Source organism: Paenibacillus segetis (genome assembly GCF_014639155.1).
Taxonomy (GTDB): domain Bacteria; phylum Bacillota; class Bacilli; order Paenibacillales; family Paenibacillaceae; genus Fontibacillus; species Fontibacillus segetis.
Genome location: NZ_BMFT01000001.1, coordinates 586,222 through 600,045 on the forward strand (window position 1 = coordinate 586,222; position 13,824 = coordinate 600,045).

Annotated in this window: 13 protein-coding genes; 7 read left to right on the forward strand and 6 right to left on the reverse strand. The window is 40.2% G+C overall.

What is annotated here, in order from left to right; all coding sequences use genetic code 11:
• The first annotated feature begins 49 nt into the window (after window positions 1-49).
• Window positions 50-1,117, forward strand: a complete 1,068-nt coding sequence (locus IEW05_RS02475) for a GGDEF domain-containing protein (RefSeq protein ID WP_188535496.1) — start codon at window positions 50-52, stop codon at window positions 1,115-1,117.
• A gap of 204 nt (window positions 1,118-1,321) precedes the next feature.
• Window positions 1,322-3,310: a methyl-accepting chemotaxis protein gene (locus IEW05_RS02480; RefSeq protein WP_188535498.1), complete on the forward strand. Its 1,989-nt coding sequence runs from the start codon at window positions 1,322-1,324 to the stop codon at window positions 3,308-3,310.
• Window positions 3,311-3,388: 78 nt separating this feature from the next.
• Here IEW05_RS02480 and IEW05_RS02485 read toward each other — a convergent pair whose 3' ends face one another.
• Window positions 3,389-3,703 carry a hypothetical protein gene (locus tag IEW05_RS02485; protein ID WP_188535500.1) on the reverse strand — a complete coding sequence of 105 codons (315 nt, stop codon included), beginning with the start codon at window positions 3,701-3,703 and terminating at the stop codon, window positions 3,389-3,391.
• Window positions 3,704-4,063: 360 nt separating this feature from the next.
• Between IEW05_RS02485 and IEW05_RS02490 the strand changes: the two genes are divergently transcribed.
• The gene (locus tag IEW05_RS02490; RefSeq protein WP_188535502.1) at window positions 4,064-5,998 is read left to right on the forward strand and encodes a sensor histidine kinase; all 1,935 of its coding nucleotides are present in this window, start codon (window positions 4,064-4,066) and stop codon (window positions 5,996-5,998) included.
• A gap of 15 nt (window positions 5,999-6,013) precedes the next feature.
• On the opposite strand, the gene IEW05_RS02495 is transcribed toward IEW05_RS02490, so the two are convergent.
• The 3 genes from IEW05_RS02495 to ytaF all read right to left on the reverse strand — a co-directional run bounded on the left by IEW05_RS02495 (window position 6,014) and on the right by ytaF (window position 8,072).
• Window positions 6,014-6,256, reverse strand: coding sequence for an NHLP leader peptide family RiPP precursor (locus IEW05_RS02495; protein ID WP_188535504.1), 243 nt, complete (start codon window positions 6,254-6,256; stop codon window positions 6,014-6,016).
• A 121-nt stretch (window positions 6,257-6,377) separates the two neighbouring features.
• A complete protein-coding gene (locus IEW05_RS02500; protein ID WP_188535506.1) occupies window positions 6,378-7,316 on the reverse strand; it encodes a hypothetical protein in 939 nt (312 codons plus the stop codon).
• Between the two features lie 144 nt (window positions 7,317-7,460).
• Window positions 7,461-8,072, reverse strand: a complete 612-nt coding sequence (gene ytaF / locus IEW05_RS02505) for a sporulation membrane protein YtaF (protein WP_188535508.1) — start codon at window positions 8,070-8,072, stop codon at window positions 7,461-7,463.
• 146 nt (window positions 8,073-8,218) lie between these two features.
• On the opposite strand from ytaF, the gene tatA reads away from it, so the two are divergent.
• The 3 genes from tatA (at window position 8,219) to IEW05_RS02520 (ending at window position 9,753) form a co-directional block, all read left to right on the forward strand.
• Complete coding sequence (gene tatA, locus IEW05_RS02510; RefSeq protein ID WP_229753232.1) at window positions 8,219-8,416, forward strand: twin-arginine translocase TatA/TatE family subunit; 198 nt, start codon at window positions 8,219-8,221, stop codon at window positions 8,414-8,416.
• Between the two features lie 218 nt (window positions 8,417-8,634).
• The gene (locus IEW05_RS02515; protein WP_188535510.1) at window positions 8,635-9,018 is read left to right on the forward strand and encodes a DivIVA domain-containing protein; all 384 of its coding nucleotides are present in this window, start codon (window positions 8,635-8,637) and stop codon (window positions 9,016-9,018) included.
• Between the two features lie 270 nt (window positions 9,019-9,288).
• Entirely contained in the window at window positions 9,289-9,753 is a 465-nt protein-coding gene (locus IEW05_RS02520; RefSeq protein WP_188535513.1) for a Dps family protein, read from the forward strand.
• A 72-nt stretch (window positions 9,754-9,825) separates the two neighbouring features.
• On the opposite strand, the gene IEW05_RS02525 is transcribed toward IEW05_RS02520, so the two are convergent.
• Together IEW05_RS02525 and IEW05_RS02530 are read right to left on the reverse strand one after the other, a co-directional pair.
• Window positions 9,826-11,520 carry a methyl-accepting chemotaxis protein gene (locus tag IEW05_RS02525; protein ID WP_188535515.1) on the reverse strand — a complete coding sequence of 565 codons (1,695 nt, stop codon included), beginning with the start codon at window positions 11,518-11,520 and terminating at the stop codon, window positions 9,826-9,828.
• Between the two features lie 169 nt (window positions 11,521-11,689).
• Window positions 11,690-12,856 (reverse strand): MGDG synthase family glycosyltransferase, encoded by a 1,167-nt coding sequence (locus IEW05_RS02530; RefSeq protein WP_188535517.1) that lies wholly within the window; start codon window positions 12,854-12,856, stop codon window positions 11,690-11,692.
• 327 nt (window positions 12,857-13,183) lie between these two features.
• On the opposite strand from IEW05_RS02530, the gene IEW05_RS02535 reads away from it, so the two are divergent.
• Window positions 13,184-13,762 carry a TetR/AcrR family transcriptional regulator gene (locus IEW05_RS02535; RefSeq protein ID WP_188535519.1) on the forward strand — a complete coding sequence of 193 codons (579 nt, stop codon included), beginning with the start codon at window positions 13,184-13,186 and terminating at the stop codon, window positions 13,760-13,762.
• Window positions 13,763-13,824: the final 62 nt, after the last annotated feature.

Genomic DNA, 13,824 nt, shown 5'->3' on the forward strand with positions numbered 1-13,824 from the left:
TTAGTAGTAGTTTGCTAACCCTAATTCACTAGCTGAGAGGTATATCATCATGTTTGAGGGCTTGGTTAATAATTTTACTATTCTAACTACCTTCTTGTTTTTTGGGAATATGGTAAGGAGTAAATACCTGAATGAGGATAGGCTGAACAGAGATTCTAATTCTCTGATTTTGGGTATTGTGCTGGGATTGTTTGGCGTTGTTCTAATGTATTTTTCCTTTCCTATTAGTGAAACTGTTTTTGTCGATTTTAGGCAACTACCTATTTTGATTTCTGTTTGCCTCGGTGGTGGGACAGCCGGAATTGTAACTACGGTCATCATATCCATTTATCGGTTATTTTTTCTTAGTGGAGTGAACTTCTCTTCTGAACTTGCGGCAATTAATGCATTTGTCTCTTTTGGAATTGCAATCATGATGCTGCGCGGACGGAAGTTATCTTTTAAGAGATGGAATTGGTCGCTAGGTTTAACGATGGTAACTGCGGATATATTGTTTTTGATCACCTTAGAAGAGGATAATAAATGGTTTTCGATTGCTTTATTTAGTATTGTCTATGTTTTAGGTGGTGTGTTTACCTATTTTATGCTGCAATATTTGAAACGATCGGATGATTTGTTGCGGTTGATGAGTGAAGCAGCAAATCGTGACTTTCTTACGGGTTTGTTTAATTTAAGAGCATTTGAAGCCTTTATGGAGCAGAAATCGATACTAAGTCTCCATTCAAGAACGCCCTTTACACTCCTTATGATCGATATTGATCATTTCAAATGTGTGAATGATACCTATGGACATCCTGCAGGCGATTTGGTTCTAACTGAGCTAGCGGAAGTTCTCAGAGATTCTTTTCGGCCGAATGATCATATAGCTCGGAAAGGTGGAGAGGAGTTCGTTGTTGTTGTAGATCGATGCAATCGCGAACAAATCGTGATGATCGCCGAGAGGTTACGTCGTAATGTGGAGGATCATGTGTTTCATCTGCCAGATGGAACAGATATACGTATTACGGTCTCTGTGGGTTGTGCAACTTACCCTGACGTTATGTTGGATCAGTTAATAGAACGGGCAGATCAGGCACTCTATCAAGCCAAAGAATCAGGCAGGAATCGTGTGTGTTAAATGGGGAATGAGAGAGAAATAAAAGCAGGGGAGTTGTCCTCTGCTTTTATTTTGTTGAATAAATGGATCAATCCTGATTAATTTCATTGAACAAATTAGTATTTTCATATAAATAGCTAGTGTTGCTAATTTAAAAAATACACTACAATACCGATAATAAATAAAGAATATAAATATATATTTATGTATTTTGGGGGTGTGGTAATGAGAAAAAAGACAATGATATCGATTAGAAACCGCATGTGGGCTTCATATTTAATCGTACTGTTAGTTCCCAGTATCATTATAGCTACAATTACTTATTCGGTGGCTAGTAATCGGGTAGAGAATGAATTGATGGCAAGTGCGCTAGAGAGCGTTAATTCAGCTGATGCTATTATTAACCAAGTTATTGAGAGCAAACTGATAGACATTTCATATTATGCAACACTATTCACTTCCGACGATGTAAATAAAGAGGTCGCTGAAGGTGGACGAATCATAAAGGATAAATTTAAGGAATACAAAACCATACATAAAGATGTTCTAGATATGTATATTGGGACAAGCACAGGGAAAATTGTTCGTTCGCTTGATGATGCGTTAGCAGCGGATTTTGATCCAAGAAAGCGTGATTGGTATATATTAGCTTTCAAACAAGGCGCGAAGCCGGTCATATCTCCAGCGTTTCGTTCGGTCGATGGGAATATAGCGGTATCCGTTTCGCAAGTGCTTCCAGATGGGAAGGGCGTCATCTCACTCAATTTGGACCTCCAAAAGCTAACCCAGATGACGGATATGAAGGTTGGCGAAGAAGGGTATATTCTCATTCTAGATAATAGTAAAAAGTTCCTTGTAAATCCTGAAGGTAACATCGGAGAAGAATCTAACGAAGAATTTGTTAAAGAGATGTTTGCGAGTGATGTTGGTGAGTCGAGTTATACTTTAGAAGGTAAAAATTATAAAATGGCTTTCTCGAAGAATGAACTCACGGGCTGGAGAATTGGGGGGAGCTTGAACGAAGAAGAAGTGCTAAGTAAGACAGAGAGTATACGGAATACAGCAATCATTGTTGTCGTTACTTCTATCTTGGCAGCCGGTGTTATCATATTCTTGAATATACGTTCAGTGACTCAGCCCCTTCGCAAGTTGAATGAAGCGACAACCGTCTTGGGTAAGGGGGATTTAACTAAACGGTTGGATCATTTCCGTCAGGATGAGATTGGCGATTTGGCAAATAATTTTCAGCTTATGGTTGATAATTTAAGGCACATGGTTGGTGGTGTCATGGAGATGACGGATAATATGTCAGCTTCAGCGGAAGAACTATCCGCAGGTGCAGAGCAGACAACAAGAGCGATTGAACATGTGACTGTAGCTATACAGCAAGTAGCAGCGGGAAGTGAACAACAGCTGCAAAGTGTCGAAGGAGGCAAAGAGAATATCGACTCCATGGCACAGAAGGTAGAGGATATTTCCGGGCATATGCGGGAGGTTACAAAGACAATGTCGCAGACGATGTTCTCGGCTGATCATGGTACTACTACGGTTGTTAGTGCCGAGGGGAAAATCCGCAGCATTAGTCAGACGGTTGAAGAGCTTGCAGTGGTAATTCAGTCCCTGAGTCAAAGGGCAGAACATATCGACGGGATTGTTGGTGTTATGGCGGGAATCGCAAAGCAGACGAACTTACTTGCACTAAATGCTTCAATTGAAGCTGCAAGAGCTGGCGAGCAGGGGAGAGGTTTTGCTGTCGTAGCTAACGAGGTTCGCAAACTTGCGGAAGATTCGTCTCATTCTGCAGAGCAAATCAGAGAGTTGATTGGACACGTCCAATCTGAGATGAAGCAAACGGCAAGCACAATGGAGGAAGTGAAGGATAAAGTTGCTGAGGGGATAGAAGCAGTGGATAACTCCGGTAAGTCCTTTACTCTCATATCTCAATCGATTACATCAGCCGCTGTGGTGATTCAATCTGCGAGTGATGCGATCCATGAAGTAGCGGATGAGGGCATCATCGTAGGGCAAGCGATCCAGCATATACGAAGTCTTTCTCAAGAGGTGGCAAGTTCAACGGAGACGATCTCTGCGGCTGCAGAAGAGCAACTGGCTTCAGTCGAGGAAATTGCTTCATCATCAACAGATCTTAGTCACCTTGCGGAGGAACTGCAAAAATTAATTGGTAAGTTCAAAATTTACGAAGACAAAATTTAAACGTACTACATGAGAACCCTGGCTTAGTTGAATGATTGCCAGGGTTCTTTGTATGTCATGCATCATACTGATATCGATTCATTCTGTATCTTCCCCGTTATAACCATTAAGTAGATCTATGCCATGCATAATATCTGAATCAGGGGCGGCGGGGTCAACTGGAGTGTTCTCCATGATATCATCCGCACTTGGTACATCTTGAAGTCCCTCTATAGAACTATGGTCCTCGTAGGTGGCAGTGGAAGACTCATCCTCTTCACTAATGCCTTGTGTAACTCGAGTATCATGTGGCAGTAAATCGGCATCTGGAATGTCGTTCTCAGGACGATATCCTTTTAACAATACATATCTCTCATATTCATAATCTGCGGGTGTTTTGTAGTCATCCACCATGCTTGTCGTCCTCCTGTTTTGAATATTACACATCCACATCAAAGGTTCTTACTTGGAGTTTACCCCCAACATCACGAGATCAAACGAGGAAATAATGGATGGAATTCAAAAACCAATGCACAAATTTTAAATAAATGATATGATTCTCTATTCATGTCTTTTTGATGTAGAATGAGTATCGTATATGAATAAAGAACTATGACTGTAAAACTATGGATGGCGTTCATAAGTTAATAACGTTAAAATAACGATGGAACATAAAATGATGAAATATGATAATTTCCAAATTATTGAAGGTTTATTAAGTGAATGTATCGAATTTTATAGAGTAGCTCTTATTTTATTGGCAGGGGTGCTGTAATGAAAGTCTTGTTTAAAGGCATAGCCATTTGCATAGCATTATTCACGGTTGTTTGCTCTATTTTTTTATTGGAAGGTTATCGTAATGAGAGATCATATGACACGGCGATTGATCATTGGGAATATATACAGAGTAATCAATTAGATTTACAGTTCTCCAAAGACCAATTGGCGCTTCTTGATGGATGGATTGAGGAAGGTGTGAACTCACCGGCTTCTGAAAGACCACTAGGAGTCACAACAGAGTGGATCAAGTTTGAGCTTCCTCAGTTAAAAGGGGATTCCAATGCTATTTTATTTGATAAAATATACGGTCAGCACATCAAGATCCGTATCGATGAGACTACGGTTTATGAATCGAATCGAACAATCAATTTCGAAACGAATAGTATTCTTATTCCTCTAAGCCAATCAGATTCTTCTAAAACCATGTATGTAGGCATGACTACTGACAGTAGGATTGGAATTCAGAAACTGATAAAGATTGGTGACTACCAAGAGCTGAATAAGGGATTTATCAGAGGTAATATTACTGATTTTATTGTAGGTAGTGCTCTTATTTTTATTGCTTTAGTGATGATTATTTGCACTATATTTTTAAATTATGAAAACTTGGCAATCTGGTTATCCCTATGCTCCGTCTTGTTATCAAGCGGTGTTATTGTTCTTACTTATTCTTCGTTTACTTATTGGTTGTTTGAGGATTACGGGAAATGGTTCGTTACCTTGTTTGATCTGTCACTGTTTATTCTTCTACCGGCCTTCACCTTATTTTTCGAAAAAACTTTTGGGGTAGGCTATCACGCATTAATTCGCAAATGTCGTAAATTTCAGATTGGATATTCCATTTTTTGCGTCGCATTTATGATCGTAAACGAACTGGCTTCGAATAAACTATATGATCTTTATAAGATAGCCTCTATGGATATATTGGGTATTCTTATGATTGTTCAATTTGTCGTGTTAATTGTTACTGCACTCATCTATGGAATTAAGGGAAATAAGGATGCCATCATTTTCTCGGCTGGTTTTATCATATTTGCCATCCTAGGTGTTGGAGAACTTATCATGTTCTTTTCAAAGGGCACCTACTATGATCTGTATTTATGGAAATGGGGAGTTGTTAGCTTCCTAACGGCATTAATTGTGATATTGGGCAGAAGATTTGCTGAAAATCATGAGCAGGTTGTGGAATACTCCAAACAATTAGAGGTCTTTAATAATGATCTTCAACGTTCGGAGAAAATGGAAATTATCAGTGAATTGGCAGCTTCGGTTGCTCATGAGGTACGAAATCCGTTACAGGTAACCCGTGGTTTTCTACAGCTTCTTGCTGAGAAGCAAGAAAATTCGGATAAGGTTTACTTGAATATGGCCTTAGAAGAGTTAGATCGAGCATCAGGGATCATTACAGATTTCCTTACTTTCGCCAAGCCGGAAGTGGGCAATGTGACAACCTTGGATATTTTGGAGGAATTCATTCATATTGAGGGTATATTGGTGCCTATGGCTAACCTGCAGGGAGGAAAAATAACGGTTCATGTTCCTAACAATCTTTTTATCACAGGGAACTCATCCAAGTTTAAGCAAGCTTTTGTGAATATAATCAAGAATAGTATTGAAGCACTTCATGATGAAGGGGATATTCAAGTCTGGGCTTACGTTGAAAAGGATCAAGTGTATATACATATTAAGGATAACGGCGAAGGAATGGATCAAGCTGTACTGGAGCGGCTAGGTGAACCGTATTTTTCCAATAAAACAAAAGGGACGGGACTTGGCCTAATGGTGACTTTCCGAATTATCGAGGTCATGAATGGAAAAATTACATTTAGAAGCGAAAAAGGGGTAGGTACAGAAGTTACTATCCGATTCCCAGCAGCGAAAAAACCTGAAGGAACTTCCGAGATAATACTTCTGAAACCTACCTCTTAGTTAATAAATTTGGGGTTATCCCCAGATTGCTTTGGGTTCTACATCTGCCTTAATGACGCCTGACGGATTCGGAGGAAGAACAAGATAAAATTCATCAGAATTCTCTTCTACAGCCTTGATTGTGATATGATCCGGGAGAATTACGCCCAGTGCCTCCTGGATTGCAGCTTTTGGATTAGTTAATAGCTTAGCTTTGAAACTGGGATCTTGCCATGCTCTTTGGATAACTTGACTTTGAAGAGACGCTCCTGATGTCATAAAATCACCCTTTCCTCATAAAATTGATTTGTTTTACCGAGCAAGTATAACATGAAAAACGGCATTAATCCATATTATTTCCATATCGCTTCCAAAAATATTACAAAATTTTCTTGTTATGTTATATATTTTTCGACAACCAATATGCCAGTCCGCCTTGTTGTAGCAACTGTCTTTCCGCTTCTATTTGTCTAGCGGCTTGTTTCACATTGTCACATAGATATCCATGGAATTGGTATAAATATGGAACTATAGGCTTAATCGCTTCCAGTGTCTCATGATTGCTCTCAGCCCGCTCTGCATAACGCAATAGAAGGTCAGTGGAATATAGAGCTTGTTCGATCTCCGCATGCGTTGGACGTCTATCCTTTGGAATATGTAGCTGAGACTGCACCATGGAGATGAGACAATTGTAGCTTCCTTCTTGCAAGTCCTTCTTCCAATCTTGCCAATCATCGACCATTTGGAGCGTAACTAATACTGTATCAACTGCATCCTCTAGTTGGGTAATTAAGTCTTTATCTTCCTCACCTGTAAGTAAGATCGAGCTTACAATCGAAAGTTTTACTGGGGCTGCTTTGTGAGCAATGGCATTGGACTTCTCTTGGAAATAGTCCTGATGCTGCTCATGAGTGACCGCTTCGGCCCATTCTGTAATGTACTTTTTGAAATAGTACCAGAATGGAGATTCTGCAGGGAAATAGCCATTATAAATTTGAATGAATTCAAGGTGAATTAAGTTGGCAAGAGGAAGCTGTTGCGTGGATTTAGCGTTGGGCTCGTCCATCATTTCATCGATCAAATGGTAATACATCATTCCAAAAATATTGGCTACTGCAAAATTCTGACTGTCTGTCATGTGTACTTCCACGTGTTCACCTAACCAGTAGGGAAGAAGATAGCATATGTAATTTTTCGAGCGTCCGTCCTTCAGTACATGAAACTTGTCGAGGTAAGCCAGAGCAGGACGGTTAAACGTAACGGGTAGCTTTGCTAGTATGTTCTCAGCTTTCGTGAATGCTAGTTCCAATTCTCCTTCAAAATTGGAGAGCCACTGCATAGTAGATATCTCCCATCTTTTTAAAATAATCTAGTCTAATATATTATAGATTAGAATTCACAAAAAAAATACAAATGGTCTGTCAATTACCTCCACCCCGGAATGGTGTCATTATGTATCGATAACCGGGGTAAAGGCGCGTGATTAGAACATTTGATTTAGGCCAATGACGATAAGCAGTAAGCCCGAAACCACGGTGGCGGTATTGCCAAATCGCTCTGCGGCGTATTTTTTGCCGAACCCAGCACATAGCAATAATAATAGAAAGCTAAACACCCCTACAGATAAAGATGTATACCATATGTCTAGATTGGTGATGCCAGCGTTGAATCCACCAGCAAGTGCATTCATAGCTAATGCTGCACCTAGCAGGATAGATTCTGGTAGACTGATTGATTTAGAACTGTCCTTATCGGCCTCTTCTGGATTACGAAGTAGCCTGGTAAATGAATTGGTATCGCTCTCTTTCGGAGCGTGTTTTTTTTCTATAAATGGTTGCAGCAGCACCCAGATTCCGACTCCAACAATGACGACAGTTCCGATGAATTGACCAACCCAGGGATGAATATAAGTGGAAATCCAATTACCGAACAATCCTGACATAAGCGTGGCGAGAAATGAAATGGTCGAAATAGCTAAATTTGAATACCACGGAATACGAATTTTCCGGACCCCATAAGCAATTCCGACCCCTGCATTGTCAAGGTTAGAAGCTAACCCAATAACGATGATCGCCCACAGACTGTATGAATCCATGATGTTCTCTCCTTTGCATTGCTTTGATGACACAGCATATGCCCAGAAGTAAGTTTTGGTTTATGGTAAATTTATTGAGAAAGATTCCCTTTATTCTGTAAAAAGTAGTATAATTTTTACTAAGATATACCTAAGGAGTGATAAATGTGCTTGAAAACTTGTTGCGGCCGACACATTTACTGTTGTTGGTAATTGCGGCGCTCCTATTATTTGGACCTAGCAAATTGCCGGAACTCGGACGTAGCTTTGGCACGATGTTGAAAGAGTTCAAAAAAGGTGCCCGTGGGGACTATGTGGAAGAAGAGAAACCACAGGAAATTAAACCAATTGAAGATAGTAAGTGAAAGTAAATAGTCCTTTCATGCAGGCGCCGAGTGTAGGCGCCTTTTTTGTGTGATGGCATCTGACTATAATTTATGTGATATGAATATCATAATAGTAGAACGGCTACTGCCAAGGGTAGAGAAAAGTGATGACATCGAAATTAAGTTATGAATGTGTTACATTATATCTTGAGTTATATCAATAACATTTTTGTCAGCTTATGTACGGAGGGATACCAATGCAAGACGATTATTCACGTAAATTAGAGGACCAGAAGGGTCTATTCAAGCAATTGGGCATCAAGTTGGATGCACTTGGCATTCATGAGAAGGATTTTGATGTAAAAATGCGCGGTTATGAGAAAGAAGAAGTCGATCGATTTCTTGATGATGTCATCGTTGATTATGAGCGCTTCTATGATATTATTACGGATTTGCTGGATAAATACAAAGAAATACAGCGCCGTCAGGCATTTTGGGAAGAAGAGAAGAAGCTCCTTGCACACAAACCTAAGCTGGACACAGAGAACGTAGTCAACCGGCGTGTAGTAGAAGATGGGCTTCGGCAAATCGAACGCAGTCTGGAACAATTTAAACTTCATCTCCGTGAGAGTGGAGTGTAATTTAAACTTTACTCGATCAACAGACTGGCGCTTTGCGCCGGTTTATTTTTTTTGGATAAACGGACTTTAAATGGCGCAAACTTATTTTAAGAAATGAGAGGATTCTTCAAAAGATTGTAACTATTTATTACATACTAAGTTTGCATATAGGCAAGTTAAGTGGTATGATATTAACAGGATTTAGATTTAGTCTAAATTTAAAGTATCTCATTATTTAGTTAGCTACACGTATCAACTTCATATTAACATTTCTGAATGGAGGAAAAGAAAATGGCAAATCAAATTCTAACTCAAGGTGAACAAAAACTACAAGGTAAACTGAATGTGCAAATCGCAAACTTAACGGTGCTGTACACTAAACTTCATAGCTTCCACTGGTATGTAAAAGGTGCTCATTTCTTTACACTGCATGAGAAATTTGAGGAATTGTACAATGAAGTTACAGCTAACATGGATGAAATTGCTGAGCGTTTGCTTGCTATCGGTGGATCACCTGTTGCTACACTGACAGAATCATTGTCTCTGGCTACCATTAAAGAAGCAAGCGGTAAGGAAAGTGCAGAAGAAATGGTATCTGCTGTAATTGCTGACTTTGAGACTATAAGCGAAGAGCTTAGACAAGGTATGGAAGCAGCGGTAGAAGCCGAAGATGAAGGAACTGCGGACTTATTTCTGGGCATCTTGACTTCACTCGATAAACACAGATGGATGTTGAATGCTTACTTAGGTAAATAAATGGTTTGATTAGAAACGCCCCTTGTCCATGTTAATGGATAGGGGGCGTTTTGTTGTGATTATGAAGTGAAATCAGACCTTGAATCGTACGATCAGATCATGCAGATTGTCAGACATTTTGGCTAAGAAGTCGGCGGAAGCGTCAACCTCTTGAATGCCAGCGAGTTGTTCCTGAGAAGCTGCCGACATACTCTGCGCGTTATCAACAGTGCCATTTGCCACTTCGACAATTTCACTGAGGGATTGCACCATCAACTCTGAGTTGGTGGATAGAAGTCGCACAGTATCCGAAAGATCATTTATTGCTTTGGATGTATATTGTGCAGAACTTTCGATTTCAGTAAGTGAATGACCAACACTACGTACAAGCCCTGTTCCATAAGCAACTTCTCTTGCAGCCTCGTCCATTGTATTGCTGGTTTGTTCCATTCGATCCACGGTAAAATCGATCAATGAAGCAATTTGTCTCGCCGATTCAGTAGACCGTTCAGCAAGTTTGCGGACGGAGGACGCTACGACAGCAAATCCACTACCTTGTTCACCGGCATGGGCCGCTTCAATAGCAGCATTGATCGCGAGAAGGTGAGTTTCGGCAGAAATCCCCGTTATGATATCAAGAATGCTTTGAATCTCCTTGGAATGGCTACTCAATTCCTGAACATTGTTAGAGAGTAAGAGCATTTTCTCTTCCATTGTATTCATTTGCTCTACTGTAAGCTTGATGGATTGACTGCCTTGTTGTGAAGCAGATGAGGAAGTGGAAGCTGCTTGAGAGACATTTTGTGCGTTCTGAGCAATTTGGTTGATGAACTGTGACATCTCATAAAGAGATCTTGAACTTTCCTCCAGATTCCTTAGTTGCTTTTCTGCACCATCAGCCAGTTCTTGGGTAATTTGCACAGTCTGTTCACTTGCCTTACCCGATTGCTCTGTGCTGGCCGATAATTGCTGTGAAGAAGAGGAAACTTGAAGAGACATTTCATTAACTTCCGTAATGAGCTGCCGTAGATTTATCGTCATATTTCCGAAATCACGTGATAATCTACCAACTTCATCCTTCGTTTGTATGGACAAAGGTTCCACGGTTAGATCACCTTGGGCAACTTGATTCACTTGAGCAGATAATTTCTCGATTGGGCGTATCATCCAATGTAGGAAGAAGTAAAGCGCAATGGCTGCCACTAGGAACACAATAGCTCCAATGATAAATGGTAAGGTAATAATTTCCCATGTACGATCACGGATAATGGAAGCATCAAAGTTGATTGCCATAAGTCCAACGATTTCTTTGTTCTGATCGTTATCCTTATAAATGGGAGCATAGCCTGTTAACAGATTAGTTCCATCGTATGTATAAACCTTGGAGTAAACGGGATGGTTCATGGAGATAATCATATTTTTATCATTTTGATCAAAATAAAATGGTTGACCAGCGGAGTAACCACGTTGTTTGAGATGTTGGTCAGCAGCTAGAATGTTGCCATCAAGTGAAAGTAGGAATACTTCTTTGAACAGCGATTTGTGGGCTACCGTCCAATTTAGTTGTTCTTCTACTTTAGCGAGATCTGAGGTGTCACCAGTTGCCAACTTCTCAACATCACTTGGTTGTACTAGTCCTGTGGTAATATTGGCACAACCTACCACTTCAATACCCACGGATTCTTGAACCTGACGATGAGCTGTTTGGTAACTGAACACACCGATTAATGCACCAACAAGCATAAGAATTCCAATAACCAATGCCGTAATTTTTCTTGCAAATCCCATATAAACCCCCCATAGATCCTCTTATAATGAAAATTAAATCCTTAGACCTAACCTACATTATAGTTCTGCAATGTCATTAATATTGAGACATTTATCACAAAAAAAATGGGGGTTATTTAAAAATAGGGATATTTAAATAAAAGGAATATTATTACAATTTATTAATTTTCTAATTTGCCCTTTGAATAACGATATCTGAAGGCTGATTCTTCATTTGAACCGCTGAGTGAAGTAATTCCATTACCTCCGTGGCACAACGTTTCGGTTTATATAAAGGCTGTAGGGAAAAGGTGTTGACTGGGTATTCATTAAACACGGTTCCAGTCGAAATCCGCTCAAACCATTTGTCCAAAATATCCCCGGAGTCCAAATCCTCTCCGTATCCTCTTCTTACAAAGTACTCACGGTTCTTCTCTTCTTGTCCAGGAATCGATTCATAGAACAACATGGGCAGACCTTTAGATAGTCCTTCCGTACAGGTCATTCCTCCAGGCTTGGTAATTAACAGATCTGCGGCATCCATCCATTTACTAATTTCCTGTGTGTAGCCAACCACGGTAATATTGTGATGGCGAAGTGAGGGATGATTTTGTAGTTTGGCAGCTAGTTTCTCGTTGCTTCCCATGCAGAATACAATTTGGACGTTATCTTTCCAAGCACTGAGTCTATTAATGAGATCTTCCTTGAAGAGTAATCCCCAACCTCCTCCCATGACAAGTGCTGTAGGCATATCTTTAATTCCAAGTTCTCTTCGTGCGCTTTGTTTGTTCTGCGCATTCCAGAACTTAGGGTGTACAGGGATTCCTGTCACTTGTATGGATTCAGGCTTTACCCCTCGTTTTAACAAAAGATCACGCACTTCTAAGGTAGATACAAGGAATTGGTCTACTTGCGGAGTGATCCACGATCCATGTGCATCATAGTCGGTAATGAGCGTATATAAAGGAACTTTTAGTCCAGAGGCCTTAAGTCTTGAGATAATCGTATTGGGTATGGGATGTGTACATATAATAAGGTCTGGTTTCAATTGACGTACCACCTGGACAGCATGGTGATAGAACATCTTATGAAGGGCTAAGGTAGCGACACGGCCTAATGGTTTCTCATAATTCTTACGATAGAGCAAACCGACCAGAGAAGGACTTGTATTAACGGTGATGCGGTAAGCGGACAGAATCCATGGGGCTACCGTTGGATTAAGAAATGAGCCTAGTTCCAATACTTTGGTATGAACTTGTGGACAAATCTGCTTAAGACCAGCAGCCAGTGCATAACCAGCTTGAGTATGTCCGCTTCCGAAGCCTTCAGATAAGATCAATACTCTTTTCTTCGACATAATGGTATCACCTGCTTCATATTTTATCCGACCACTTAGGGGTTCGGTTTAATTATAGTCTTCGATATAAAAATTAGTACGGGTTATCACTCTTTATTCTAGTTTAGTTTTTTTGAAACGTTAACGTAAGAGCCCCCAGACGGGTCCTTAGCTGGACTTAGGTCGGGGAATAATTTGTGAAATGAAACACAATGAAAACGATCTGAAAATATGCTTGCATTACATTCAAGGGCGTGTTAAAGTGATTTATGACCAAATGACCAAAAATGTATTTTAGTCATTTTTTATTCGAATAACGAATAAATAACAGAAGGGGAGGTGCATAAGATGGCTGTGGTAGATCGCCGGAAACAAGTAGTCGAGGCAGCAGCAAAATCTTTTGCGCTGTTCGGTTACAAAGCGACGACGATGGACCAGGTGGCGAGAATTGCGAATGTGGCCAAGGGAACCATTTATACGTTTTTCACAAACAAAGAGGAACTGTTTGATGAAATTCTTCGCTCAATCATCGCGGATATGAAGCGGATATCGGAGCAGAAGGTTGACGAGAATAGACCCTTCTTCGAGAACTTATACCAAAGCATGGATGCACTTTTGGTATACAGAAGAGAGCATGAGCTATTAATCAAACTTTTTCAGGAAGTGCGTGATTTTGGTACACCGCAAGCTAAGGAGGGACTTGAGAAGATTGAGAGTGCGATTCTCGACTACTTGGAACGCCAAATTTCTCGTGCTGTAGAGCGCAAAGAAATCCGTTCTTTTGATCCAAAAGTCATTTCCTTCGTTTTATTGAAGCTATACATCGCACTTGCATCGGATTGGAATAAGGTTCATGAGCCTTTAAGTGAAGAACAAATCAAGGAATTTGTTCGGATCTTTCTAGCTGGTGGATTGTCCCCAGAATAAGATGTCGGCCCACATGGGACCCACACGGTAAAGGGATAGCAGATATTTTGTTAGTACAAGGA

Excerpts from the sequence above, each read along its gene's own strand:
- IEW05_RS02475 (WP_188535496.1), top strand. The coding sequence starts at position 50 with ATGTTTGAGGGCTTGGTTAATAATTTTACTATTCTAACTACCTTCTTG.
- IEW05_RS02480 (WP_188535498.1), top strand. The coding sequence starts at position 1,322 with ATGAGAAAAAAGACAATGATATCGATTAGAAACCGCATGTGGGCTTCA.
- IEW05_RS02485 (WP_188535500.1), bottom strand. The coding sequence starts at position 3,703 with ATGGTGGATGACTACAAAACACCCGCAGATTATGAATATGAGAGATAT.
- IEW05_RS02490 (WP_188535502.1), top strand. The coding sequence starts at position 4,064 with ATGAAAGTCTTGTTTAAAGGCATAGCCATTTGCATAGCATTATTCACG.
- IEW05_RS02495 (WP_188535504.1), bottom strand. The coding sequence starts at position 6,256 with ATGACATCAGGAGCGTCTCTTCAAAGTCAAGTTATCCAAAGAGCATGG.
- IEW05_RS02500 (WP_188535506.1), bottom strand. The coding sequence starts at position 7,316 with ATGCAGTGGCTCTCCAATTTTGAAGGAGAATTGGAACTAGCATTCACG.
- ytaF (WP_188535508.1), bottom strand. The coding sequence starts at position 8,072 with ATGGATTCATACAGTCTGTGGGCGATCATCGTTATTGGGTTAGCTTCT.
- IEW05_RS02515 (WP_188535510.1), top strand. The coding sequence starts at position 8,635 with ATGCAAGACGATTATTCACGTAAATTAGAGGACCAGAAGGGTCTATTC.
- IEW05_RS02520 (WP_188535513.1), top strand. The coding sequence starts at position 9,289 with ATGGCAAATCAAATTCTAACTCAAGGTGAACAAAAACTACAAGGTAAA.
- IEW05_RS02525 (WP_188535515.1), bottom strand. The coding sequence starts at position 11,520 with ATGGGATTTGCAAGAAAAATTACGGCATTGGTTATTGGAATTCTTATG.
- IEW05_RS02530 (WP_188535517.1), bottom strand. The coding sequence starts at position 12,856 with ATGTCGAAGAAAAGAGTATTGATCTTATCTGAAGGCTTCGGAAGCGGA.
- IEW05_RS02535 (WP_188535519.1), top strand. The coding sequence starts at position 13,184 with ATGGCTGTGGTAGATCGCCGGAAACAAGTAGTCGAGGCAGCAGCAAAA.